We start from the raw sequence: 23,903 nt of genomic DNA on the forward strand, positions 1-23,903 counted from the left end.
AGAATCTTTGCGAGCTCAACTCGCCGATAGTGGTACGTTTGCCGCAAGATCTGAGGTCAGGCACGGGTGAAAAGGCTGATGCCTGTTCACGCTCAGACCGCCACACAGCACGCAATGGAGTGTCAACAGCCGATGGCAAGAAGAGCGCTCATCCTGGTTGAAGGCCACAGGAGTATTGGTCTGCCATACGTCCAAGCGGCCCAGCGTCTTGGCCTTTATCCAATTACCCTGTCGGCTGATCCAACTCAGTACGACTATCTTGCGGCGGAAGACATTGAGGCAATCCGTGTCGATACAGACGATCTCGATGCGCTGAGTCGCGAATGTTCTCGGCTACGTGCGACGTATAACATTGCTGGGATTACTGGTTTCACGGACCTCGACGAGTCGCTCTATGCGACAGTTGGCAAGCTGTGCCGGCATTTCAATTTACCGGGACCGAACCCCGCATCGATTGAACGATGCTGCGATAAATTCGCTCAACGTCAACTTCTCGCCGAAGCGGGCGTTCCAATACCTGCTTATCGCTTGGCAGCGAATGCGGCGGAGGTGGAAAGCTCTGCCGCGGAGATCGGCCTGCCGGTGATTGTTAAACCGGCTGCAGGCAGCGGCAGCAGCGGTGTCCGATTGTGCCGTGACGTCGATGAGCTAGCCGAACATACGGCCTATCTGTTCGGCGGGAACCACACATGGGTGTCTTCGCCGAAGACACTGGTCGAAGAATTCGCACAGGGTCCTTTTTACATCGTTCATATAATGGGACATGATGTCATTGGAATTGAGGCGGGCGCCTTCGATCCCCCACCGCATTTCGTCTTCCGTGAGGGCACCTTCCCGGCCCCCTTAACTGATGACGAGTACAGGCGCATCGTCGATGTTTCGCTGAGCTGTTTGCAAGCTCTCGGCCTTGGTTGGGGGCCAACCTGCATTGAGTTCCGGTGGACGAAGCGTGGACCAGTGGTGATTGAAGTCAATCCGCGCATTAGTGGCGGTCCTCAACCGGTTCAACTGGCTTACGGTGTCGACCTCATCACCGAGCACATCAAGCTTGTCATCGGGGAGGAATGGGATTTGCGTAGAAGGCATTCGCACATTTCGGCCTGGCGGTGCCTCCTTCCAGATCGCGACGGCACCCTTGATTGGATTGATGGCGGCGATCGGGCGGCTGCAGTGCCAGGTGTTGCCGACGTGAAATTTCATATTCAACCCAAGACGCCGATCGTCAGGAAAGGTGATTACCGAGACTCTATGGGATATGTCATCGTCGTTTCACACAGTCTTGCTCAGACCCATGCGATACTTCAGCGCGCGGTTGACTTAATCAGTTGGTCGATTACGCCATTTCCGACCGAATAGGAAAAATCAGCAGACCTCTCACCTCTCCGCACCAGCGCAGGCTTTCCCTAGGTAACGTCGCCGAACTTTGGTGCAATTGAGACCCCGAGAGAGTGTTGTTGCCCCCGAATGATCGGAACACAATCAGGGTGGGGTTTGGTCCGCGACGAACTCGCGGGGTGAACGATAGCCGTGGGCCTTGTGCGGATGAAGGCTGTTATGGTGGTCGATCTATCACGGTTTTGGCGTTAGCGGCAGTGAGACGCGGACATTGTCTCACTTCTCGTCCTGAAGGCCTCGGCCATTCCGTTCGATTGCGGGCTCTAGACTGGCGTCGTTCTCGGCTTCAGTCCAATCTCGCGGGCCATCGCTCTGGTCTCGTGGCGATGTAGCCGAAGCCGTAGCACCTACGCTCACCATCGCCTGAAACGGCTGCTCATTGAAGCCTCAGGCAGCTGCGCTTGGAGCGAACATTTTCGTTGTGCCTTGCTTTGGCCGAACGCTCACATTGTCGATGAGACGTATGTCGCCAGCCAAGCGGCCACGAGCAGACTCGCCGGTCTGTCCGCTCATTCGAGCAGCGAAAGGTCATTCGGCCCGCAATTCGAGATACTCGACCTCTGTGTAGCCGGCCGACAGCAAGGCCTGCTGGCCTCGGCGAGTACATCGTCGGCTACCGGCTGCCGCCCCTGTCGCCAACCGCTCGGCGGCCGCGAACAGCATTTCCGAGAGCCGCGGCGCCGCCTGTCGCTGTTGAGACGATAGGCGGAGGTTGCGCGACGGCCAGACCGTCTGCTTCGCGCACCGTCGGACAGGCGACGATCTCGATGGGGATCGAGATCGCGGGCAAGCCGCCGCACTAACATGCAATAGCTGGAAATCCTTCTCGCCGAAGAAGGCCAAATCGGCACCCTTCTGAAGAAGAAGCTTGGTGACGACTGTTGGCACGGCGTCGAAATGGCCCGGGCGGAACGACCGCACATGTCCTCGCTCACTCCACCCACCAAGACCGTGGCTGGCGAAACCTTCCGGATACATATCGTAGCATGCGGCGCGTAGATCGATGGGCGCCGAGAGGCGCGAGCTTGGCGGCGTGTTGGTGCTCCGTTCGCGGATCGGCTGCGAGGTCGGCGGCATTGTTGAATTGCTTGGAGTTCACGCATAGCGTCACGATTACACGATCGGCAGTTGGAGCGCGTTACGCACGAGGCTCAGATGACTGCTCCTGCTCCTGCACCTCGTCCCGAGCGATCCTCGGCTTGGCCGCGGCGCACAGCGACGATCAAGGCTGGGCCGCAGGCCCGATCGCGCAGCGACGTGCCCTTGACGGTCACGAGCACGGCGGCAGGCTTGGGCGGTCAGCAGCGAGCCCTGCGAGGTGCGACAATAGTTTCCGAGGCGGAGTTCGCCATGAGCAGGCGCGGGGTGCCGCGCGGCAGGCTTGTATTCGGTCGATCTCAGTGGATCTGAAGCATGGGGCAGCACGCGCATCGGTGGGCGAAGCTCCGGGAAGGACGGCGAGCCCATTCTACGTCTGCGGTCCACCATGTATAGCTTCGGGTTGCCGCCATCTTGGATCATCATCGGCAGACCTGTGCGGGCCAGCCAATGGGGTGTGCGTTGCTCTCCTCTTCCCGCGTGCCTCCGCCCCACGCAAGCTGACGCCCTGTTGCGCTTCGCCTGTGGCGACGAGGCGCCACAGCGCAATCGGAAGCTTGCGCGCAAGCGCCACGATCATCGTCTTTGCGCGTGGCTTTGCTGCCGTCGGCCGTGCGCGCCTAGAACCATTGGGCCAGCGCACTATCCTTCTGGAAGAGGAGAAAGCGTCGGGCCGGTTCGATCATACCATGCGGCACGCGGCACTGCCAGCGCGTGTCAGCCCCTTCTCTCGCGCCCGCGTTGCCGATCTCGTCGGGTGAACCCGTGAGCCTGGCATAACGCGCCACCGCGCCACGATCGCGCAAGCCGCGCGACAGGATCTCGCTTATCAGCATGTCCGCCGTCTCGACACCGACGCCGATGACCCGTGCGATGAGGCGCACCATCGCATGCGGGCCTTCCGATGCAGCCGGAGCCGCGGCGAGCCTACGCAGGCGCTCGATGGTGCGATCTGCGCACGCAGGAGATCGAGCCGCTCAAGCAAGCGGTCCAACTCGGCGCGGGTGTTTTCCGGCAGCGACAGCGGCGTTCCCTCTGCCATGCGGATGGCCATGAGCCTGTCACCCGAATTGCGCAGATCTAAGCGGAGGCTGCGAATGCCGAAGCCGGCGAGAACCGCCTCGATGCGTGTGTGGACGTATATGGGCCCCGCCCGATTGCAACAGGTCGCTGGATCCGGTTGATAGTCACAAACTACCGACGTATATCCCGCTTCTTGATGCGGCAGCGCAGCGAGCCTCGACAGGTTTTCGCCCGCTTCCACCTCACGCCCCCAGACATCGGCCGAAACCGTGCCGGTCCACTTGCCGAGGTGGTCCTCCTTCCCGCTCTCCGGGTTCGTCAAGCTGCTTTCACCGACAGTTCCGGTTGATAAGCCGCAGACGGTGTCCTGGGGAAAAGGCGAGGAACCGACAAACTGTCGGGTTTGTTGGGTCCACGACGCGGCGGTGTTCGGCCCTGCGTCCTGCCACGAGCTCATCTAAACCGTTGAGTGACAAGTTGTTTCTGAGCCCTTCTGCGCAGTTGGCACGATTTTTGGGACGCCCTCGTTGCAGGGCGCAGGAACTGCCACCGATACGGCATCGCTCCAGAAAAAAGGAAATAATCATGCCAGCTTGGCGTCAGGTCGCATTCTATGGGAGCTATCGGCAAATTCACCAACTCCCAAAAACGCCCGCCATGTCGACCTCGGCCGGAAGATCCTCATCGTCCCCGTGACCCAATACCGACTGCACCGCCTGATCCTGAACTCGAAAGCACAGGAGACTATCTGCATCTCAGGCAAACGAGGTTCGGGGCAAGCCCTAGAACTCGTGGGCGTTCCGCGTCAACTGCCGCTTGAGCTCAATCAACTGGAGTAATCAACGATGAGCAAGCTTCTTGGATTGTATAGTGATCACCAGATGACCGCGCCCCTCGCAGTGGCGCAGCATTCGGCGCACATTAAACCCCTTGCGACCGACCTTGCGAGAAGTGGAATTCTACTCATCACAACCTGCGCACGAGTCGAGGTCTATGGTGAGGAGTCCGTACTCAGAAATGTCGATAGCACAATCTTTTCTGGTTTTTCATACGTACGCATTGAAGGTGCGGCCGCAATTGCTCAACGTCTCGCCGAGATTGCATCCAGCGCTCATTCCCAAATCCTCGGCGAGAGTTACATCAGCGGTCAGCTCGCGAAGGCTATCGAATCTCTTAATCCAAACCTCCCGATTTTCCAGATCGCTCGGTTGGCAATAGATACGGGTCGCGCCGCGCGCGAGCGACAGCGTTTCATCGCCTCATTCAACTACGATCAGATTGTCCGAGACATCATAGCTGATCGATTTCGGGACGGAGAGGTACCCGATCGCCTTTATATAATCGGGGCGGGTATGCTGGGTCGCGGGCTAATCAGGAGTGGTGTCGGAGAGCGCTTCCGTTCTACGGTAGTCGTAACGCGGAACCCTAAGAACCTTCGCAAACGTCTCCGCCCTTCGAATGACATTCAAGTCGCGTTCAAGCGTCCGGCAGAGATCGGGTATCCACACGAACCGCGCTCCATCGTTGTTATTGCAACCGCAGACGTCAATGATGAATACGAAGCCACTCTTCAGGACACCCTTCTGCGGTTGGGGCCGCGCACCATAGTGGACCTGTCATCAATCCCAGTACTTTCGGGCTCATCAGTCAAACAGCTAAATTATGTAAGCATGTATGACGAAGAATTTCTTCGGTTCATCGAACAAAACAATGAGCGTTTGGCTCCGAAACTGTCACTCTTGTTTTCTGACATAGAGGCGACACTCAGAACGGCGCAAATCTCCTTTCCCGCGAGGGCAACGTAGCCCACAACAGTACACCGGTTCGCGAGAGACCATTTGAAAACCGTGTAGCCTCATTCAGAGCTACCGACATTCCAAACCGAAGGGCCGGACTGTTCCAGCGCCGGTCTCAGCACCAGGAGACGAGGTAATATGACGACGCCTATTGTAAGATGGCTAAGTCGAAACGACGTTGCTCAGACGAAGTTGCCATTCGCCTCAGCATTAGATGTTATCGAAGCGACGCTTCGTGACCACGGCGATGGCGTCGCATTCGAGAACCCGCCCAAGATCGGGATCCACCCGAGGCATGACGCATTCATTCACGCAATGGCCGGCTGGCTTCCCAAGCAACGCCGCGCCGGCCTTAAATGGGTTGCCGGTTACTCCAGCAATCACAGGTTTGGCTTGCCAAACATCACAGGGCTTTTGGTGTTAAACGATCCGGACACGGGTCTACCAGTCTGCGTGATGGATGCTGCTTACCTGACCGCAGTTCGCGCAGCGGCAGCGTCGGCTGTTACCAGCAAGTATTTGTCGCCGCCTCGCGTGGACAGGATTGCGGTAATCGGCGCTGGTCTTCAGGGCCTCTACCACGTAAAAATGTTATCCTTGATTTACCCCGCTGCCGAATTCCAAATCGTGGATATCAATGAGAATGCCGTGAGCCGGTTGGCTGAACAGATGTGTTCCAAAGCAACAGTAGTTCATGTGAAAGAGGCTGAGGCCGCGATCCGCACCGCTGATCTCGTAGTGACCGCAACAAGCCGATTGGACGACGTGGCATTCCGGTTCGGATGGGTCAAGGAGGGCAGCTTGGTTCTGCCCGTCCATGTCCGAGGATGGTCAGAGGATATAACGACAGCTTCGGACGTATTATTGACTGACGACGTTGAGCAATTCAAAAATTACATCATCGCTACAGGCTCTCCTTATCGGGATATTTCCCGAGTTCGTGGATCTTTCAGCGATGTGATCGCAGGACGGGTCGCCGGCAGAACTCGCAACGCTGATCGCATTGTAGTGTTCAATGTCGGCCTCGCAATCTATGATGTCGCTATAGGTTCTGCTATACTCGACATCGCAGAACAGCACGGCTTAGGCACAATAATATCCTACTAACTTATGACCGTGGTCAAATCGGTGCACTTATCCGTCCCATGCTCTGCAAAATTCTCCACGTTGATGGACAGCACGGATGTCAAACGGCATTCAAAACTGCCCCTCGATTGGAGTGCGCCCCTAAGGGTGGACAGAATGGCATGAGGGATTGATGTCGCGTTTTTGAAGGGAGAACCATGGCAAGATACGCACACAGCGTCGAGTTTACGCGTCATGTCGCGCAGGAATATCTGTCCGGCAAGACCCTGCACGGGTTGGCGAAACGCCACGACATTGAATCTGCCGCCGAACTGTCATTCCGGGGCGATGAGAGCCTCGGCCATTTCTGTTACGCCGTGAGGCGCGGGTTGAGCGACTGGCGGAGGCGCGGAGCCTTCGAACTGCACAGCGCCGGAGCCGGTTGCGGTGAAAACATCGGCGAAGGCCGCCGGGTCTGGTAGCCGAGCGAAGGGCCTCGCGGTATTGAAGGCCTCCCGCCATTCGGCGATGGCGCTTCGGGCGTGGTTGAGGTCCGAAGAACAGGCTTTCGTTCAACAGCTCACGCCCATCCGGCCGTAAGCTTCTTCTTGCGTTGGAGACGAACAGGCTGGCCAAGCGGCCTGCCGATACCGCCCACACGATCCTGCTCATCGCGTCTTGGCCCAACTTGCGGACTTGGACAGCACGTCATCGCATTACGGTCAAACAGGACAACGACCTGGCTGCAAAGTTCGCCGCCATGAACACCCTTGCCGCCCGCGGGCAAACCAGAAGATAGCGATGGCGCGACCTTCGCCACGGCGCGCGATCTAGGCGCAGGCTGGGGTTCGTGCCCCGGCAACATACCACCGGCGGCAAACCCAGGCTGCTCGGCATCTCCAAGCGCGGCAACAAATACCGCGCAGCCTGCCGATCCATGGCGCCAGGGCCGCGCTACCTTCGCTGCCGCGAGGCCCGACGCCATTGGGAACGTAGCTGCGCAACGTGCTCGTCAGACGACGTCGCCACACGGTTGGCTGTTCTCAGGCCACGGCCTTGAACTCACACGCTGGTAATTAAAGTGTTGCAACACGATCCAACAGGAGCCGAAAATGGAACAGAAACCGCCGATCCGAGACTCCAGGCCGTTCCGAGTGACCAGTCGGCAGGTACTGTCAATCGCCATTCCGATGATGCTCGCATACCTCACGACGCCGGTGCTCGCCCTCGTCGATATGGCCGTAGTCGGCCGATTCGGCGATGCAGCTTTGGTTGGAGGTCTTGCAGCCGGGGCCGCGCTCTTCGACATCGTCTTCGCGACCTTCAATTTCCTGCGCTTCGGTACGACCGCGCTAGTCGCCCAGGCTTTCGGGAGGAACGACGCTCTGGAAGAGAGGGCAGTCTTCTGGCGGGCATTTCTCATCGCCGCGATTTCCGGCTTGGCCCTAGTCCTGTTTTCGCCGTTGATTGCCGCGGCTGGCGAATGGCTCATGAACGCGGGACAGCCTGTGACCGCCGCGATGGATCTTTACATCCGTATCCGCCTTTTTGCGGCCCCTGCCGCCCTTATTAACTATGCCATTCTAGGCTATTTCCTAGGTCGCGGCAGTTCGGTCGTCGGGCTTCTCCTGCAACTTCTCCTAAATGGGATGAATGTCGCGCTTACGATCTTTTTAGGTCTTTATCTCGGCTGGGGAGTTGCAGGCGTCGCCTGGGGAACCGTCTTCAGCCAAGCCATCGCCATGATCGCCGGCATGACAGTCCTTTTAAGACGCTTCCGTGCGATGCCGAAAATGTCGCGTCAGCATACATTTAACATGGTGGCGATGAGGCGGATGCTTCACCTCAGCGGTGACATCATGACCCCTTCTTGCGTGCTCCTGGGTGCCTACATGCTGTTCATGCGCCAAGGGGCCCAGCTTGGTGCGTTGACCCTCGCCGCCAATGCGGTGCTGATGCATATATTCCTGATCGCGGGGTATTTCCTTGACGGATTTGGGGCGGCCGCCGAACAGCTCGCCGGGCGAGCCGTTGGCGCAGGTTATCGGCTGGCTTTCTGGCAAACCGTCAGACTGACCGCGGGCTGGGGATTCGCGCTTGCGGGCCTTGCGAGCGTCGTGATCTTTGCATTCGGCGAACAGCTCATCGGCGCCATAACAATGGCAGCGGACGTGCGAGCCGAGGCGGCTCTCTATCTTCCTTGGGCGGCCTTCGCGGCACCGACCGGCGTGCTGGCCTTCCAGTTGACCGGCGTCTTTTTGGGTGCAACCTGGTGTTTCGACGTGCGCAATATGATGCTCTTATCCTTCGCAGCCTTTGTCACTGCTTTGTTCGCATTCGGCCAGATGTTCGGCAACCACGGGCTCTGGGCCGCTTTTCACATTTTTCAGCTCGTGCGAGGGATAAGCCTGTTGCTGGTCCTGCGTCGTCGCGCCGGCACCGCTTTCGCGAAATGACCAGTCGATGTGGAATGGCTGTTGACGATCCTGGTGAGGACGTCGGCGAGGTAGCTGAGCGGCTCAACATCGTGCAGCAGTTCCATGGCAGCGCTGTGCCGGCTATATCGATCAAGACATAGTCGCCACTATCTACCCAGCCGGACTATGTCGGGTAGCTTAGACCGGAACTACAGACGTCTGAGGAATACGGGGGTTTTCCGCAGAAACACCCGGGTCACCCGACATAGTCAGCGCGATCTACAGGCTGTTCAAGAACTCCAGCAGATTGTCATCGGGCCAAAAGCGGGATGACTTACCGGAATATGGGATCATCTTTACCATTGCCGTCCTCATCGCCAACGTCGCCTCGAGATAGATCTGTGTGGTCTCGACCGATTCATGGCCGAGCCACAGGGCGATGACGGCACGATCGACGCCAGCCTGCAGGAGGTCCATGGCCATCGTGTGCCTCAGACGATGAACAGCGACGCGCTTTCCATTCAGAGACGGGCACATGGCAGAAGCGGTCTGGCGGTGTTTGTTCAGTAAAACTGAACGCCATGAACGCTCAGCCGCTCACCTCTGGCGCTGGGAAACAGGATACTCTTTTCTCCGCGCTGAGGCTCTTTCAGCCAGCTTCTCAAGACTGCGGTGGTAGATTTGGCGAACGGGGTGCAGTGTTCCTTGCGCCCTTTGCCGATGACCCGCAGGTGGGCGCCCGTGCCGAAGAACAGATCGTCCCGCTTGAGACCAGTGATCTCCGATTGCCGCAATCCGGGCTGCACCGCGACCAGCAGGAACGCGTGATCGCGTCGCCCGGACCAAGTCGATTGATCCGGTGCGGCCAACAAGGCATCGACCTCTGGGCGGGTCAGCGAGCCTCTACACCGATCGCGGCAGCCACTATTTCGTGACGCTCAAGGCGGTCGACAAGAGCCGGCTGACCCAGGTCGGGCGGGCGCTGCGGCAACTGGACATCGAGCATATCCCGGCCTATTCGCCTGAACCCAGGGGCCGCTCCAAGCGGATGTTCTCCACTTTGCAGGATCGGCTGCCTAAGGAACTGGCGCTGGCCGGCATTGCTGATATCCAGGCCGCCAACCGCTTCATCGCACAGGCCTATCTGCCGGCTGACAATGCCCGCTTCGCCAGGCCGGCCGCGGTTGAAGATAGCGCCTTTGTCGCCGCCGACCCGCAGCAATTGGCTCAGATCCTGTGCATCGAGGAGGAGCGCGTTGTTGCCCGCGACAACACGATCGCCTTCGCGCGGCTGCGATTGCAGCTGCCGCAGAGCCCGATCCGACATCACTTCGTCAAAGCTACGGTCAAGATCAGGCACTACCCGGATGGCACGCTCGCGGTCTACCATGGCCTCCGCCGCATTGCTCGATACATGCCTGACGGCGCCGCAATCCAAGAGACCTGCCGCATCGGGCAAGCCGCGTGAACCGCTTCGACGCAAAACGGAAGCGGATAAATGATGTGCTGCCAAACCGGACAACTTGATCAGCTACCGACAGTTGCTGCGACATCCAACTTCAGGTCCACCAGAGAACAAGATCTGGCCGAGCAAATCCGAAAAAGCTGTTGAGCACCAAGCGAGGCTTTCCTTGGCCCGACTGACCAGTGACCCCGTGAACGAAACCGCCATCGATCAGGGCGATATCCCCGGCCTCGAGCTGGACGTCGTGAGAAGGTACGCCCTCGAGATAGGCTGCCGAATAGGGATAGCCCGTGGTCTCCACCCCCTGCGACTTTCGGTCGGCAACCGTCGGCTTGTGACTCCAGAGCCGCAGATTGCCACCTTCGTCGGACATGCTGGGGTAGAGGTTGAGCGCCGCGACAGTGTTGTGCGCCACCGCAGAAAGCTCGTAATCCTTCCCGGCACGTAACACTTGAGCGACATCGTCGTGAGGGTCCAAGGAAAACGTGCCGCTGCCAGACCAACTGAGACCGCGACAAACATTGGCCTGGCCATGTTCTGAACGGGCCAGCCGCAATTCAACGCCCTGTTTGTGAAGCTCGCGCTTTAACGCGTCGAATAGGGCTCGGACCGGGTCAACTAAATTGCCCAAAAGGGCGTCAACGTGCGGCCGCGCATTTTCCGCCTCCTTGAAATAGGTGGCTGCATTTTTCCTGTAGTGGGATGCGCCGACATATTGTCCGGGGACGCCATCGTTGCGCTCGTTGAGACCGGGACTGCCAAAAAACTTCGTGGTGATCTCCTCGGCTACTTCGGTGCTGAAAGCTTGCTTGATGTGCAGAGCTGTGATCTCACCTTTCAGTACTGAGATGATCTCGGCGGTGCTGATCGAGCCGGTTCGTTCTTTGATCGTAAGAGGCGAGATGGCCGGCGTTTGAGGTACTTGGTTAGTCGCCATTGGTTTTCTCCTGTAGTGCCTGATCGAGGATGGCAATGCCGTGATCGAGTTCGTCATCTGAGATTGTTATCGGCGGAAGGACTTTGATGACGTCGCGATTTGGCCCGGAGGATTCGATCAGCAGGCCGTTTTCGAACGCGACATCGTGCACACGGCCAACAACGGCCTGTGACCGGCACTTGAGGCCGGCCATCAGACCACGGCCGCGCTTTTGTTCGATGCACTTCGGGAATTTCGCAACGAGGCGATCAAGGTGTTCTTGCAGCTTTACGGCCGTCCCCTCGACGGCTTTAGTAAACTGCCTATCGGACCACATTTTGCACATGGCCGCGGAAGTCACAAAGGCGAGATTATTCCCTCTAAAGGTCCCGCTATGTTCTCCCGGATTCCATATGTCCATGTCAGGGCGAATCAGAACTATGGACAACGGATTACCTGAACCGCTTAGCGATTTCGAAAGACACACGATGTCGGGCTCGATTTTCGCGAACTCAAATGAGAAGAAATCGCCCGTTCGTCCCGAACCTGCCTGAATGTCATCGACGATGAAAACAACGTCGTGCTTACGGCAAATGCGCTGAATTTCTGCAAGCCATGGTGCGGATGCGGTGTTCATGCCGCCTTCTGCCTGGATGGGCTCCAGGATGATTGCGGCCGGCTTTTCTATCCCGCTGCCTGGGTCGCCTAACACGTGATCAATGTAACTCGCGGAATCGAAAGTTTGGTTCGGATAGTTCTCGTAAGGTACACGGATCACATCGTGGCGAGCAACGCCGCCAAGCTGTCTGGTTGACGCTGAACCCGACACCGCCAAGGAGCCGAGCGACATGCCATGGTACGAATTTGTAAAGGCCATGACACTCGAGCGACCGGTATATTTTCGCGCCAGCGCCAACGCCGCTTCGTTAGCGTTTGTCCCGGTCGGCCCAGGAAACTGTATCTTGTAAGAAAGGCCCCGAGGCTTCAGGATCGAATTGACGAACGCTTCGATGAAATCACGCTTTGCAGCTGTATACATATCAAGCGACAAGACAATATTTTGATCGGCGAGATATTGAATTGCCGGGGCAATGATATCCGGGTTGTTATGACCGTAGTTGAGCGCGCCGGACCCTACAAGGAAATCAATATATGGCTTTCCGGACTCGTCCCAGATTGTCGCCCCAAGTGACTTTTTAAAGACTGTTGGAAATGATCGTCCATAGCGACGAACGTTAGACTCATAAGCTTCGAAAATGTCGATATCCATTAAAGGGCCTCTCTGTATGGGTCTTGCGATCAACGCTGCAGGTTCTTGTCCACGCATTCCAAACCATTGATTTCGACGATTAGCTGCGGCCAATCTCTGACTTAAAGCGAACGTATCATGGTCAGCGACTTGCATTCGCAAAGAGTCTGTAAACTTGTTTGACGAATCTGTTGCAACGCTTTGGATAGCGATAGCGTGACAGTCAGTACCCGCCTTGCGGCAACGCTATCGGCGGCGTTGTTGGCGGGGGCCACTGACATAGCCGCACCGGTTTTTCCAAGCATGACTGCAACCACGATGCTTGGGTATTTCTCTATGTCGGCTGTGACGGGATCCTTGCCGACGAGTAGCTGTGACAGATAGCGATTTCTCTGCTTCGATGTGACGGCGAGACCGATGCTCGCTCGAGTTTCGCTTTGGAACGCGGACGCCAGACCGCGAACTGGCGACAGAACTGGAACTGACCGCGGCCTCTAATCGCGGCCGTGGCCGCCGGCGGTGATGGGGCCGTTCGCTGGGCGGCGCGTTGGCCAACCCTTAGCTTCGCAACGTCTACAATGCCTAGCGGCCCTCCCGAGGTGACGGCCGCACTGCAGGCCACGCGCCGAGCACGCGAGTGGTGTTCGGCACCCACGAGCTGACGCAGAATCGACTGCGCCCTCGAGGAAGCGCGATCGATGCGGCTATCGACCACCCGGTGTTCGCCACCGCACTGCGTGGTCACGATGGCGCGGCTTTTGGAGCGCAGCACGACTTAAGAGTTCCCACCCTTACACTGGTCAACATTCATGTGATCGAAAACGCTGGCTCAGGCGACGCCACTGGCGATGTGTCCGATGCCGCTTTTTGTACGCAAGGTTCACTCTGTCCGACATCCGACAATTGTTGAATATCAGACAGGGCCCCAAATCCGCTAACCAGTGTTTAATTGAATTTTCCTCTTTGGCACGTTCTGTGCAGAGTGGCTTGCGAACGCATCAGCAAAAAATAGTCCCATGATCACACTCACTGAAAACGCCGTCGCCGCCGTCAAGGCCGCGCTTTCCCGCGCCGACAAGCCGGCGGAAGGCTTTCGCATCATGGTCAAGGCGGGCGGCTGCGCCGGCCTCAAATACCTGATGGGTCTGGAGAGCGTCTCGCGCGAGGGGGATGCCATCATGGAGACGGACGGGGTCAAGGTGTTCGTCGACGCAAGCTCCCAGCCCCATCTCGCCGGCATGACCGTTGACTTCATCACGGGCCTGGAGTCCTCGGGCTTTGTCTTCGACAATCCCAATGCGCGGGACAAATGCGCCTGCGGCAAGTCCTTCGGCTAGCCGCCATCACGACAAGGATCGGCGCCGTGCGGGATAATACCGACAACGTCTACCTCTTCAGCGACAAGCTCTATTTCATCAACCCGCACAATGTCGGCGCTTTGGACACCCCCAATGCGGCCGGCGAGGTCGCCGCCGTCGCCTGCGGCGACGGGCTTAAATTGATAATGGGTTTCGACCCCAAGACCGAGACGATTACTGCCGCAACGTTCCAGACCTTCGGCCGCGGCTCGGCCATAACCGCTTCCTCGACATTTACCGAATTCATCGTCGGCAAGACCATCGATGAAGCCCTTCAGATCACCGATCAGGACATGGCGGATTTTCTCGGCGCCCTGCTGCCGCACACGGCCTTCTCATCGCTCGACCGCCTCATCCTGGAGCGCGGCTTGCGGCTGATGAGCGAGTTCTTCCGTGCAATTAGGAAGGCTTTCGAGGAGACACCAGGATTCTCACGCCTCGTGCTCGTCAAGGCATCCTCGCCATGAGCGGCGTGATCGAGGCGTTTCTCTTGGTGATAGGCTTCGAGGAGCGAGAGGCCCTTCCCCGCAGTCTCCACCCGCTGAAACCTAATTCTGCGTGGAGTTCGAGCGGGTGGGTTTTCGGTAACGAGCCTCGACGGTGGAACGCGCTGCAAAACGTGCAGTGGGACATTTCCCACCTTTTGCCGCGTCTCGTAAGCCAGCAGAGATGCTCCCTTGCTCACTCGAAGGCCGCTTAAGCAATGTCATATGCGGTCAAGGAAATTTTCTACACCCTTCAAGGCGAAGGACGAAATGCCGGGCGGGCCGCCGTATTTTGTCGCTTCGCCGGCTGTAACCTTTGGTCGGGACGTGAAGGCGACCGGGCAAAAGCATTCTGCGGATTTTGCGACACCGATTTCGTTGGGGTCGATGGCCCCGGTGGCCGACATTTTGACACCGCACGGCAGCTTGCGTTGGCGATCGAGCAAGCCTGGCGCGGGACGCGTACTGGGCGGCGTCTTGTCGTGCTCACCGGAGGGGAACCCCTCTGCCAGGTCGATGAAGAACTCCTGGAAGCGCTGCATTGCTTGGCGTTTGAAATTGCCGTGGAGACCAACGGTACCATCCCCACACCCGCCGGCATCGACTGGCTGTGCGTCAGTCCGAAATGCAATGCACGCCTCGTGGTCATGGCAGGGGACGAGCTAAAGCTTGTATATCCTCAGATTGGCGCGGAGCCCGAACATTTCGAAGTTCTCGCGTTTGAGCACCTTTTGCTTCAGCCGATGGATGGGCCCGAGCGCGAGGCGAATACGACCGCTGCGGTGGCCTATTGTCTTGCCAACCCACGTTGGCGCTTGAGCCTGCAAACCCACAAACTTCTCGGGATCCCATGAAAATTACGCAAGCTTTCACCTTCGAGGCAGCGCACTGTCTTCCGCGCGTGCCAGAGACCCACCGCTGTCACCGCATGCATGGCCACTCATACCGTGTGGAACTGCGTCTGGAAGGGCCCGTCGATCCAGACACGGGCTTTGTCATCGATTTCTTCGATGTCGAGGCTGTGTTCGGACCGCTTCTGCAACGTCTCGACCATCAGCATCTGAATGAGGTTGAGGGTCTCGACAATCCGACAGCGGAAAACATTGCGATCTGGATCTGGAACCAAACCAAGCCGCTTCTTGGCCAAATGTGCTCGGTAACAGTCTATGAGACACCGCTGTGCTGGGCTGAATACGAGGGTTGACCCGATGCAACGAGATCCGGGAACCGCACTCGTCCTTTTCTCCGGCGGCCAGGATTCGACAACCTGCCTGGCTTGGGCGCTCGAGAACTTCGAGCGCGTCGAGACAATCGGTTTCGACTATGGGCAGCGGCATCGGGTCGAGCTCGATGTGCGGCCCTACCTGCTCGAGCGCATTCGAACAGACTTTCCGGCCTGGCGTGGGCAGCTAGGCGAGGACCACATGATTGACATGGCCGTGCTCGGCCAGATCAGTGATACCGCGCTCACGCGCAACGTCGAGATCGCACGGAACGCGAACGGTCTAACAAATACCTTCGTGCCTGGCCGCAACCTTCTGTTCCTCGGCTTTGCGGCCGCGATAGCTTATCGGATGGGCGCGAAACACCTCGTGATCGGCGTGTCCGAGACGGATCGTTTCAGCTACCCGGATTGTCGAGATGACGCAGTTAAAGCGATGCAACTTGCCCTGAACCTTGGAATGGAGACGAGTTTCATCATTCACACACCCCTCATGCAGCGCGACAAGGCGCAGACCTGGGCGCTGGCGGATTGGCTGGGCGGCGAGGCGCTGGTGAAGCTCATCTGCGAGGGAAGCCACACCTGCTATAGCGGAGATCGCGAGCATAGACATAGCTGGGGTTTCGGTTGCGGGACCTGCGTCGAGTGTAATCTTCGCGCAGCAGGATGGGAGCAATTCCGATCCCGCAAAGAGGCACCGGTGGCCGCCCATGAAATGACGTGAGCGCCCAAATCCAGGCCGACGGTGGCAATCTGTTCCATAGATCGTTTCCTTCTCTTTGTGGTGTTCAGCACGACCAGGGTGGGCGCCTTCGATGCCGTTTCGAAGGGCTGTTCCATACCATCGACCTTGATGATCTTTGCCGTTCGCGTGGTGCTGTTTGGAAGGGGAGTGCAGCACCTTGGCGAGCAGGCTGCGGTTGTTATCCTAAATCCCGGTCGGATCGATCGTGGAGCGTACGGCCAAGAAAAAGGAGAGGTTGTGGTTTCGACGAGAGGCGGTTGATGCCCGAGCCTGCCCTTATCGTCCATGCACGTCCATACCAGCATCGCCGCACCATCGGCATCATTGAAGCGACGAATGACGACCTCATCGGCAATCGATGCCGGCGCCTGCGTAAGCCAGCACGGCGCAGGCGCCTGCGGCGAAGCGATGTTGCGGATATCCCTCCCCTGGCCTGCCTCGGCCCAATCAAAGGAATTCCTGATAAGCGCCTTCGATCTGGCAATGCTCGTGGGTCCAGTGAATGCGCGTGCCGCCTTGATGGCGACCGTCACAGCCTCAGTGTCGATGTTTGACGAAATGGATCTGCTCGACTGCAGGAAGACAATCGAGCAAAGGTAATTCAGCAAGGTCGATCTCATGTGCCGTCGAATTGAAAAGGCGGCTGCCGTCACGAAGGATACACGCGACCGTATCAATCGCCGGGGCAAAGCCATCCCTATGAATCAGAATGGCGAAAGTGTTGTCGAGGTCCACAAAGCACTGTCCGTTGACGTCAGCCAGATTGGCGCCTGCGTTGCAGCGCGCCGCGCGGCTTGGGATCGCACAGCCGCAGCGCGCGTGGTGCCATCGGGAAAAACGGGCGGCCGCGGGCGAACAATCTTGCCGATTGGCGTCAGGCGACGCGGAGATTTCGTCCAGCATGTCAGGCCTCTCCTCGAAGGATCTGGAGAGCTACGCGTCTTTCGCCGCTGACATGGCCTTTGCACTTGAAAGAAGTCATTCACGAATTGCATATGAGAGGCGGCTGATGAACAGGCCAACGATCGCCGATCTGGCGAAAGCCGCGGGCGTAAGTGTTTCCACGGTCAATAGGCTCTTGCACGGAACTGGCACACTGCGACCGCAGACGGCCGACCTCATCTTGAGCGCAGCGCAGCAGATCGGCTTCCGCAGTTCGGGGCCGCTGCACGAACGCAGGCGGGACAATCTCCCGCATCGGCACTTGAGCTTTTTATGCAGCAATCGCACCGGCCGCTCTGTCGGATCTGGGCCGAGGCGTTTCTAGGTGCCTGCGCGCGACGCACAGATGCGGTTATTGAGCCAGCCGTGCTCTTCGAGGACGACCCTTCCCCGAAGCGCCGATGCAATCGCGATGATCTCGGCCGATCACCCGCTCGTCGGCCAGGCGATTGATGAGTTGCGCGTCAAAGGCGTTCCGGTGATCGCTTACGTCACCGACCTGTCCGCCGCCAGCCGGGCAGGCTTTGTCGGAACCGACAACTGGTAGGCCGGCCGCACCGCCGCATTGATTATCAGCCAGACGTCCGGTCGACCCGGCAAGGTCTTTCCTCTCATCGGCAGCAACCGTTATCAGTTCCAAGACATCTCGGATGCGAGCTTTCGCTCCTACATGCGCGAGCACGCGCTCGAGTTCTACGTCAGCGAAACCCTCCTGACCCATGAGGCGCAGAAGAACGCCTATGCAATCGTTCGCAGGCTGATAGCGGAGGAGCCGGAGCTCAGGGGCATCTTCGTTAATGGCGGCGGCATTTCCGATGTTTTGCGTGCCATGCGCGAGCTCGCTGTGGAGCATTGCAAAATCCGGGTCGTCTGCCGCGACATCGGGCCCGAGACACGCAAGGGATTGAGCGAAGGGTTGATTACTGCTTCCTTGTGCCATGCCGTCGACAGGATGCCTGAAGAACTCATCGATGTGATGCTGCGCATGATCGAACGCACGGACACACGGCTAATCGAACAGCGGATTGTTCCGTTCGAGATCCTCACGCCAGAGAGCATTTGGACTTAAGAATCGGAAGAGCCATCGTCGTCCGGATAAGGTCATCCGTACCGCTGCGAAGCGACGACCGCTTCCTGGAGGAAAACTGGGACGCAAGGGCAGTTCGGCACTCACGATCCTCGTAGCAACCGAAATGGGCAAGGAGGACGAGGAGATGGAAATCCCCGAGGAAAACGATCTTGTCGAGAGCTGGACCCCACGCTTACGCCAATGATTAGGCTGCTTCTGCGGCAGTTCGTGCCGATTGCGCGGCTTGTGGCGCGCTACAACGTCCACCTTATAAGCGAGTCGATCGAGGCAGCGCACCGGGCGATCTATAGAGAACTTGCCTGTTCGCCATGACTACGGCGGATATGTCGGGCTGTTTCATAGCAAGCAATCGAGCCGTTTTGGCTTGAGTGAGGCGCCGACGCATTATGACGGCGCGGATCTCGCGGGCGAGCTTGGCTTGCCGCAATTTCTCTTCGGAATTGTCAAAGCCCAAATCCGCAAACACGTTGCCGCCGTTCATTTCGCCGGTAATGTCTTGAGTCGTGACTTTGTTCTTTCCGATACTTTTCGCGATAGTGCTCTCGGCAGTCTTCAATCGCGCCGTAACGAGATCGATTTCGCACTTGGGCGTCCCTGCCCTTCTTCTGGAAGCAAGGATGTAGATCACACCAGCGAAGCGACGGTATGGACGGCGTGATAGGTATCCCGGTCTAAGTCGTTGACCACCTCAAGGGTGCTTCGGCCGCCAAATCCTTGAGGGCTTGACCGCCAGATGCTGCTCGCCATTTGGGCATCGTTGATTGCAACACCCATCACGCTGCAGACATCGACCAATCTGACTCCGCTCAGCCACTGAAAAGAAAAGGTTCGGGTCAAACAGCCGTTTTTGCCAAGTGATCATATTTCCCTATGAACGCATTTTGGACTGCACGGAGCGTTCCAGCTCGGCGCAAAACCGTCTCAGATACCGGTCAATCGCGCTCTGCAAATCCGCCCAGTAGAGCACTTTGGCCGTGCTACATCGATAATGAGCCCAGTTTTGCTTTTTTTGAGAAGGTGTCCCTCGTGCTTGGCCGCAGCGAGTATCCCGGTAAAAGTTGGCTGCAGCGCATCGCGGTTAGCGCTCGCTGGGCGGAGCTGGTCCGGGTTGCGAAGCCCGGCGAGCGCGGATCGTCTTGGGCGATGTGGTGATCAGGCGCGGTTCTTGAAGCGCCAGGATTCATGTCTGATTTCGATGATCTCGCAACGATGTGTGAGATGATCGGAGCAGTGCGGTCGTTTTCCCTTTGAAGAGGCGGCCGCGCCCGCTGTCGCGATGAGCGCCCGATGGCGATAGCCAGATGCGACTTCCGTTCCGGGCCACCAATAAGCACGCCATTGGACAAATGCCATCAAGGGCATCTCACCGCCGGGCGGCGGCGAGGAAGGAGAGGAAGTGATGGAACGCAAGCTTGATGACGTGATCGGCAGCCCTCCCTGAGGAGCGTCGGGAGCGTGTCGACGCACGTTTCGAAGAGTTAAAGGACGAAGGTCGAGAGCCTCGGCGAGTTGCGCCGTGCGGCGGGGAAGCCCAGGCAGAGATTGCCTCGACCCTCAAGATCAAGCAGCCCTCTGTCTCGAAGATCGAGAAACAGGCCGATATGTATCTGTCGACACTTAGAGCTACGTAGAGGCGATGGGGGACAACGCGACCTCATCGTCGCCTCGCCTCGCGCGCGCCCCTCAAAATAGAGCGGCTCAGCTACGTCGTAGCCCCCACCCCCGCACGTAGTGCTAAAAGAGCGCCAGGTGGACGAACCCGCCCGAAGGCAACGCGCCGGCTGAACGCGCCGTTTCGGTCAAAATTGCCGAAGCGACGACAAGTCTCGTCTACGCTCGCAATATGTATGAGCAAGCCCTCGTTAAACCGATACCGACCTCCCCGCTGTCACGCTCGCGGGGAACGCCTCTTCCATCGCCCATGCTGGCCCAACTCACCACTGCGCTGGGGGTGTCCCGCTACGTGCTCGCCGACGACGACCAGATCGAGCACGCTTGGGTCACAGCTTCCACACCTGATCAAGAAGATACCTCCGCATCCGCGCGACATCTTCGGTGGCTTACAATTTATCAAATTTACGGCGATCATCGCCGCACCGCGAAATGACAACAAAACGTTAAACGGCCATGTCTGCTGCCTTCTTATGCGGCTCCAGGACACATTGAACACAGGCAAATACTGGCAAGCATGCCAGCACCACGACACACGTCGCGGCAGCAGTGACAGCCCACTGCGGTTTCCCAACGGCGTTCAGACGATCTTGGCGCAGCGCTGTCACGGCAGACACGGCACGTCGAGATCTGTCGAGCATCAGCCATTGCGAAAGGTGTAGCCATAACCGTTGATGGCCGGCGCGCCGCCGAGATGCACGTAGAGGATCCTCGAGCCCTCTGGAAAAAAGCCTTTTTGGACGAGGTCAATCATCCCTTGCATCGGTTTGCCCTCATAGACGGGATCGGTAATCATACCCTCGAGCCGCGCACACAGACGGATCGCCTCCTTGGTTTCCTCGGATGGAATGCCGTAACGCGGATACGCATAGTCCTCGAGCAACACCACGTCATCCTCGGCAAGTTCCGATCCGAGCTCGACGAGGGTCGCTGTATGTCGGGCAATGCTTAGCACCTGCGCCTTGGTCTTCGGGATAGCAGAGGCATCAATACCGATCACGTTGCGCTGTCGACCGTCCTTGGCGAATCCGACGAGCATGCCGGCATGCGTTGAACCGGTGACCGTGCAAACGACCATGTAGTCGAAGGCAAACCCTAGCTGTTCCTCCTGGGCACGCACTTCCTCCGCGAACCCTACATAGCCGAGGCCTCCATTCGGATGAACAGACGCCCCGGCCGGTATCGCATAGGGCCTGCCGCCCCTTGCCTTGACCTCATAGAGCGCTTTTTCCCAACTGTCCCGGATGCCGATGTCAAAGCCTTCGTCGACCAGGCGCACCTCTGCGCCCAAGATGCGGCTCAAGAGAATGTTGCCGACCCGGTCGTAGACGGCATCCTCATGGGGGACCCAGCTCTCCTGAACCAGGAGACATTTCATGCCGATCTTGGCGGCAACGGCGGCGACTATCCGCGTGTGGTTGGACTGCACGCCGCCGATGGTGACGAGGGTATCGGCATCTGACGCGATCGCGTCGGGGATGATGTATTCGAGCTTGCGCAGCTTGTTGCCGCCGAACGCCAGACCGGAGTTGCAGTCCTCTCGTTTGGCATAGATTTCCACCTTGCCGCCCAGATGCTTGCCGAGCCGGTCGAGCTTCTCGATGGGTGTGAGTCCAAAGGTGAGCGGGTAACGCTCGAATTTTTCCAGCATATTCTCTCCGGCGATGATCATTCAGCTTAAATAGCCACGCAAAACTCGTTCCATAAGCGCTGCTTGGATTGGTCGGCCGCGCTCTTCGACCTCCCATCAGAGCCTTGGGGATTTCCAGCGCTTTCCTTGCGATTGAAACGAAGCGACCCACATGCCGGCATGCTGCGATGAGGCGACCATCCCTAGGACCAAAGACGACACGCGGTCGGCGTCTGCGTTTTGCCAGCTTTGCGAGCGCAGCCAGACCGCCAAACCAACATACTTCGATAAAAACGCAGTAGTCTTGTTTGCGATTGGATCGGCAGAACCGCACAGTTGCTGAGGCGAATTCTGGGAGGCGATTTTTGTGGCGCTCAACGCCTCACAGAAATTTCAGCTGCTCGATCGAAGTGCTCGTCTACCTGATCGAAACGGGTGCCAATGCCCTCGAAAGGCTGGCCTCGCCGCGGCCGTAAGTCGCCGGATTGTATTTGACGAGCGTGTCGGTCCTAGCGGTATCCAGCAACTGATTTGTGACTTGCGTGGGCTTTGCCGATGTGAACTTGCTGCCGAGGATGGCAGCATAGCCCGAGATCACAGGTGCCGCATAAGACGTGCCGTATAGGCCAGTCTTGTCACCCTCGACCCCCACGGTCAGGAACTGGCGCGGCCACGAGAGACGGCGCGGCGAAGGCGGTCGCGCAGATGATCGCGAGGATCAACACATCCGGCAGACGGGCAAACCGCAGCCTGATCAGTGTCCACCCCTAGGGGCGCACTCCAACCGGGGGGGTCAAATTGGACGCCGATTCCCCGCCTCAGGTCTCAAAATTGCACGCCGAAACACAGGGCCGTCATCGGCGAATCCGCCCGGAGAACCGAAACAGCATTCCCTTGGCGTTAGAACGATGAGAATGCCGTCGCCTTCGACCTTACCAGGGAACCATGGCCTGAATAATCAAACTTGAACAAAGTGATGAATCTGAGATCTGATCTTGTTACGGCGCCTCAGGGAGGAGCAGCAATATGCCGAGCGTTTGACTGCGCTGGGGCACATATTGAGTTTCATTCCTATGCTCATCGTCGCGCGACTGGTACCGAACTTCCTGGGACCTATCGAAAAGCTCAGCCCCTTGCCCGGCTTTGCCAGCGCAGATGGATCGCCAAATCAGAAAGAGCACACTTGCGAAATAGCCCAGCTGAAGAAGTAGCGAACAGCCCAGCGTCGTCACGACTGCTAGACGGAACGAATGCGAGGCGAAGTAAACCGTCACAGCGTTGCCGCACAGGACCAGCCCGAGGAGCCGACAAAAGATGATGAAGCGCATGCCGTTCTCCGGATTTGTCTCGTCAAATCATGCAGCTGATGCTGCGATCTGGTCGGCCGCGACATGGGTCTGGCAGTTCTTTGGGCAGACGCGGCCGCAGGCTCCGCAGCCAATGCAGCGGCCGGCATGGTCGACAACCATGATGATACGATTGAGCTCACCATCGAAATCGTCGTCACCGCCGTCGCAGGCGCCGAGGATTTCGCCCGCGTCATCGACGCCATGAAGATGCATGACCTCGCGCGAGCAGACCTTGAAGCAGCGGCCGCAGCCGATGCAGATCTTGCCATCTATAGCGATCAGATATTCCGGCACCCATGTGGAGCCGTCGCGGCTGATGAATGTGCTCGTCATCCTAATTTCTTCATTGTAGCAAGCTCTCTCTTGGCACCATCCAACTCGGCATAAGCGGCATGCGTTTTCTCGGCGACTTCCTCTATCTCAATCCATTTGACCGGGAGACCCTCGGCAAGGTCGCGCAAGTTCGTCTTGGCAATTGCCGCGCGCAGTTGAAGCTTTCGGACTTTCTTCGCCATCTCATCCACGTTTGACATGATACTTCCTCGAAAATCGGTTTCTTCACGCCCGCGCCACGTCGGGATATAGCTGCAGTCGCATCGCCGACCAGTTTGGCGCCGGTATCCGCGAGTTTCCAGAGAGCCTCGAGGCCGAACCGGTAGACGTCTCGACAGACCGGCTAACTGCCCGACCGTGAAAAGCACGCGTCCGAAACCACCGGTCGGTTTGATTTCTGTTGTTGACTATGTCACGCCTGAGCGCTCCTCGATCGCAAGCTCCACTAAGGTCTAAAACATGTCGCGCCTCCACAGCGCGTCCGGATCCGGATTGCCAATGATTGGATATTCCGGCGCAGTTCCTTGATGATGATGAGGTCGGCCAGCAGCCCGCTGTCCGATTTCCGTGGCATGAGCCGTGGAAATCCTGAGCACGGATCAGCCGCAGGAGGCATTTGACGAACGGGCGGGCAAGGGCCTCGCCATCCTTGTT

24 protein-coding genes and 3 pseudogenes are annotated in these 23,903 nt (G+C 58.3%); 13 read left to right on the forward strand and 14 right to left on the reverse strand.

The annotated features are described in order from the left end of the window. The first annotated feature begins 132 nt into the window (after window positions 1–132). Window positions 133–1,356: an ATP-grasp domain-containing protein gene (locus tag AC0NID_RS00855; RefSeq protein ID WP_474033405.1), complete on the forward strand. Its 1,224-nt coding sequence runs from the start codon at window positions 133–135 to the stop codon at window positions 1,354–1,356. A gap of 567 nt (window positions 1,357–1,923) precedes the next feature. Here AC0NID_RS00855 and AC0NID_RS00860 read toward each other — a convergent pair. Both AC0NID_RS00860 and AC0NID_RS00865 read right to left on the reverse strand, forming a co-directional pair. Next, window positions 1,924–2,472 carry a pantoate--beta-alanine ligase gene (locus AC0NID_RS00860; protein ID WP_473522325.1) on the reverse strand — a complete coding sequence of 183 codons (549 nt, stop codon included), beginning with the start codon at window positions 2,470–2,472 and terminating at the stop codon, window positions 1,924–1,926. Between the two features lie 641 nt (window positions 2,473–3,113). Then, the gene (locus AC0NID_RS00865; RefSeq protein ID WP_473457814.1) at window positions 3,114–3,380 is read right to left on the reverse strand and encodes a hypothetical protein; all 267 of its coding nucleotides are present in this window, start codon (window positions 3,378–3,380) and stop codon (window positions 3,114–3,116) included. 663 nt (window positions 3,381–4,043) lie between these two features. On the opposite strand from AC0NID_RS00865, the gene AC0NID_RS00870 reads away from it, so the two are divergent. From AC0NID_RS00870 to AC0NID_RS00880, 3 genes are all read left to right on the forward strand, one after another. After that, a complete protein-coding gene (locus tag AC0NID_RS00870) occupies window positions 4,044–4,355 on the forward strand; it encodes a hypothetical protein (RefSeq protein ID WP_473457812.1) in 312 nt (103 codons plus the stop codon). A gap of 6 nt (window positions 4,356–4,361) precedes the next feature. Then, window positions 4,362–5,321: a hypothetical protein gene (locus AC0NID_RS00875; RefSeq protein WP_473457810.1), complete on the forward strand. Its 960-nt coding sequence runs from the start codon at window positions 4,362–4,364 to the stop codon at window positions 5,319–5,321. 129 nt (window positions 5,322–5,450) lie between these two features. Continuing rightward, window positions 5,451–6,419, forward strand: coding sequence for an ornithine cyclodeaminase family protein (locus AC0NID_RS00880; protein ID WP_473457809.1), 969 nt, complete (start codon window positions 5,451–5,453; stop codon window positions 6,417–6,419). Window positions 6,420–6,712: 293 nt separating this feature from the next. On the opposite strand, the pseudogene AC0NID_RS00885 reads toward AC0NID_RS00880, so the two are convergent. After that, window positions 6,713–6,959 (reverse strand): annotated as a pseudogene (locus AC0NID_RS00885) (integrase core domain-containing protein); the annotation flags it as partial. A gap of 259 nt (window positions 6,960–7,218) precedes the next feature. Here AC0NID_RS00885 and AC0NID_RS00890 point away from each other — a divergent pair. Both AC0NID_RS00890 and AC0NID_RS00895 read left to right on the forward strand, forming a co-directional pair. After that, window positions 7,219–7,373: pseudogene (locus tag AC0NID_RS00890) on the forward strand (transposase); the annotation flags it as partial. A gap of 116 nt (window positions 7,374–7,489) precedes the next feature. Continuing rightward, window positions 7,490–8,833: an MATE family efflux transporter gene (locus AC0NID_RS00895; protein ID WP_473457808.1), complete on the forward strand. Its 1,344-nt coding sequence runs from the start codon at window positions 7,490–7,492 to the stop codon at window positions 8,831–8,833. 240 nt (window positions 8,834–9,073) lie between these two features. Here the strand turns inward: AC0NID_RS00895 and AC0NID_RS00900 are convergent, their stop codons facing one another. Then, window positions 9,074–9,277 (reverse strand): hypothetical protein, encoded by a 204-nt coding sequence (locus AC0NID_RS00900; protein ID WP_473457807.1) that lies wholly within the window; start codon window positions 9,275–9,277, stop codon window positions 9,074–9,076. 80 nt (window positions 9,278–9,357) lie between these two features. After that, window positions 9,358–9,663 (reverse strand): tyrosine-type recombinase/integrase, encoded by a 306-nt coding sequence (locus AC0NID_RS00905; RefSeq protein ID WP_473457806.1) that lies wholly within the window; start codon window positions 9,661–9,663, stop codon window positions 9,358–9,360. On the opposite strand from AC0NID_RS00905, the gene AC0NID_RS00910 reads away from it, so the two are divergent. Beyond that, on the forward strand, window positions 9,654–10,262 hold the full coding sequence (locus AC0NID_RS00910) for a transposase family protein (protein ID WP_473457805.1): 609 nt from the start codon (window positions 9,654–9,656) through the stop codon (window positions 10,260–10,262). The two genes, AC0NID_RS00905 and AC0NID_RS00910, sit on opposite strands and share 10 nt — an antisense overlap. A 91-nt stretch (window positions 10,263–10,353) precedes the next feature. Here AC0NID_RS00910 and AC0NID_RS00915 read toward each other — a convergent pair whose 3' ends face one another. Continuing rightward, window positions 10,354–11,196, reverse strand: coding sequence for a 2OG-Fe(II)-dependent halogenase WelO5 family protein (locus AC0NID_RS00915; RefSeq protein WP_473457804.1), 843 nt, complete (start codon window positions 11,194–11,196; stop codon window positions 10,354–10,356). Then, on the reverse strand, window positions 11,186–12,445 hold the full coding sequence (gene ectB, locus AC0NID_RS00920) for a diaminobutyrate--2-oxoglutarate transaminase (RefSeq protein ID WP_473457803.1): 1,260 nt from the start codon (window positions 12,443–12,445) through the stop codon (window positions 11,186–11,188). Before ectB ends, AC0NID_RS00915 begins: the two co-directional genes overlap by 11 nt. 995 nt (window positions 12,446–13,440) lie before the next feature. On the opposite strand from ectB, the gene AC0NID_RS00925 reads away from it, so the two are divergent. The 5 genes from AC0NID_RS00925 to queC all read left to right on the forward strand — a co-directional run bounded on the left by AC0NID_RS00925 (window position 13,441) and on the right by queC (window position 16,213). Then, a complete protein-coding gene (locus AC0NID_RS00925; RefSeq protein WP_473457801.1) occupies window positions 13,441–13,761 on the forward strand; it encodes a HesB/IscA family protein in 321 nt (106 codons plus the stop codon). A gap of 26 nt (window positions 13,762–13,787) precedes the next feature. Next, complete coding sequence (locus AC0NID_RS00930) at window positions 13,788–14,249, forward strand: iron-sulfur cluster assembly scaffold protein (RefSeq protein WP_473457800.1); 462 nt, start codon at window positions 13,788–13,790, stop codon at window positions 14,247–14,249. 236 nt (window positions 14,250–14,485) lie between these two features. Continuing rightward, window positions 14,486–15,121, forward strand: coding sequence for a 7-carboxy-7-deazaguanine synthase (gene queE, locus AC0NID_RS00935; RefSeq protein WP_473457799.1), 636 nt, complete (start codon window positions 14,486–14,488; stop codon window positions 15,119–15,121). Then, entirely contained in the window at window positions 15,118–15,471 is a 354-nt protein-coding gene (queD, locus tag AC0NID_RS00940; protein WP_473457798.1) for a 6-carboxytetrahydropterin synthase QueD, read from the forward strand. Before queE ends, queD begins: the two co-directional genes overlap by 4 nt. Before the next feature lie 4 nt (window positions 15,472–15,475). Further along, window positions 15,476–16,213, forward strand: coding sequence for a 7-cyano-7-deazaguanine synthase QueC (gene queC / locus AC0NID_RS00945; RefSeq protein WP_473457797.1), 738 nt, complete (start codon window positions 15,476–15,478; stop codon window positions 16,211–16,213). A gap of 558 nt (window positions 16,214–16,771) precedes the next feature. Here queC and AC0NID_RS00950 read toward each other — a convergent pair. After that, window positions 16,772–17,137 carry a hypothetical protein gene (locus tag AC0NID_RS00950; RefSeq protein ID WP_473457796.1) on the reverse strand — a complete coding sequence of 122 codons (366 nt, stop codon included), beginning with the start codon at window positions 17,135–17,137 and terminating at the stop codon, window positions 16,772–16,774. Window positions 17,138–17,243: 106 nt separating this feature from the next. Between AC0NID_RS00950 and AC0NID_RS00955 the strand changes: the two are divergent. Then, window positions 17,244–18,245: pseudogene (locus AC0NID_RS00955) on the forward strand (LacI family DNA-binding transcriptional regulator). Between the two features lie 268 nt (window positions 18,246–18,513). Here the strand turns inward: AC0NID_RS00955 and AC0NID_RS00960 are convergent. The 6 genes from AC0NID_RS00960 to AC0NID_RS00985 form a co-directional block, all read right to left on the reverse strand. Beyond that, a complete protein-coding gene (locus AC0NID_RS00960) occupies window positions 18,514–18,747 on the reverse strand; it encodes an XRE family transcriptional regulator (RefSeq protein WP_473457822.1) in 234 nt (77 codons plus the stop codon). Window positions 18,748–20,577: 1,830 nt separating this feature from the next. Then, entirely contained in the window at window positions 20,578–21,588 is a 1,011-nt protein-coding gene (locus tag AC0NID_RS00965; protein WP_473457795.1) for a 1-aminocyclopropane-1-carboxylate deaminase, read from the reverse strand. Between the two features lie 397 nt (window positions 21,589–21,985). Then, window positions 21,986–22,219: a S8 family serine peptidase gene (locus AC0NID_RS00970; RefSeq protein ID WP_473457794.1), complete on the reverse strand. Its 234-nt coding sequence runs from the start codon at window positions 22,217–22,219 to the stop codon at window positions 21,986–21,988. Window positions 22,220–22,565: 346 nt separating this feature from the next. Next, window positions 22,566–22,895 carry an exopolysaccharide production repressor protein gene (locus AC0NID_RS00975; protein ID WP_473457793.1) on the reverse strand — a complete coding sequence of 110 codons (330 nt, stop codon included), beginning with the start codon at window positions 22,893–22,895 and terminating at the stop codon, window positions 22,566–22,568. 27 nt (window positions 22,896–22,922) lie between these two features. Further along, window positions 22,923–23,249, reverse strand: coding sequence for a ferredoxin III, nif-specific (gene fdxB / locus AC0NID_RS00980; protein WP_473457791.1), 327 nt, complete (start codon window positions 23,247–23,249; stop codon window positions 22,923–22,925). Then, window positions 23,246–23,449, reverse strand: a complete 204-nt coding sequence (locus tag AC0NID_RS00985) for a CCE_0567 family metalloprotein (protein ID WP_473457790.1) — start codon at window positions 23,447–23,449, stop codon at window positions 23,246–23,248. Before AC0NID_RS00985 ends, fdxB begins: the two co-directional genes overlap by 4 nt. Between the last annotated feature and the right edge of the window lie 454 nt (window positions 23,450–23,903).

This window comes from Mesorhizobium sp. WSM4821, from assembly GCF_055901555.1.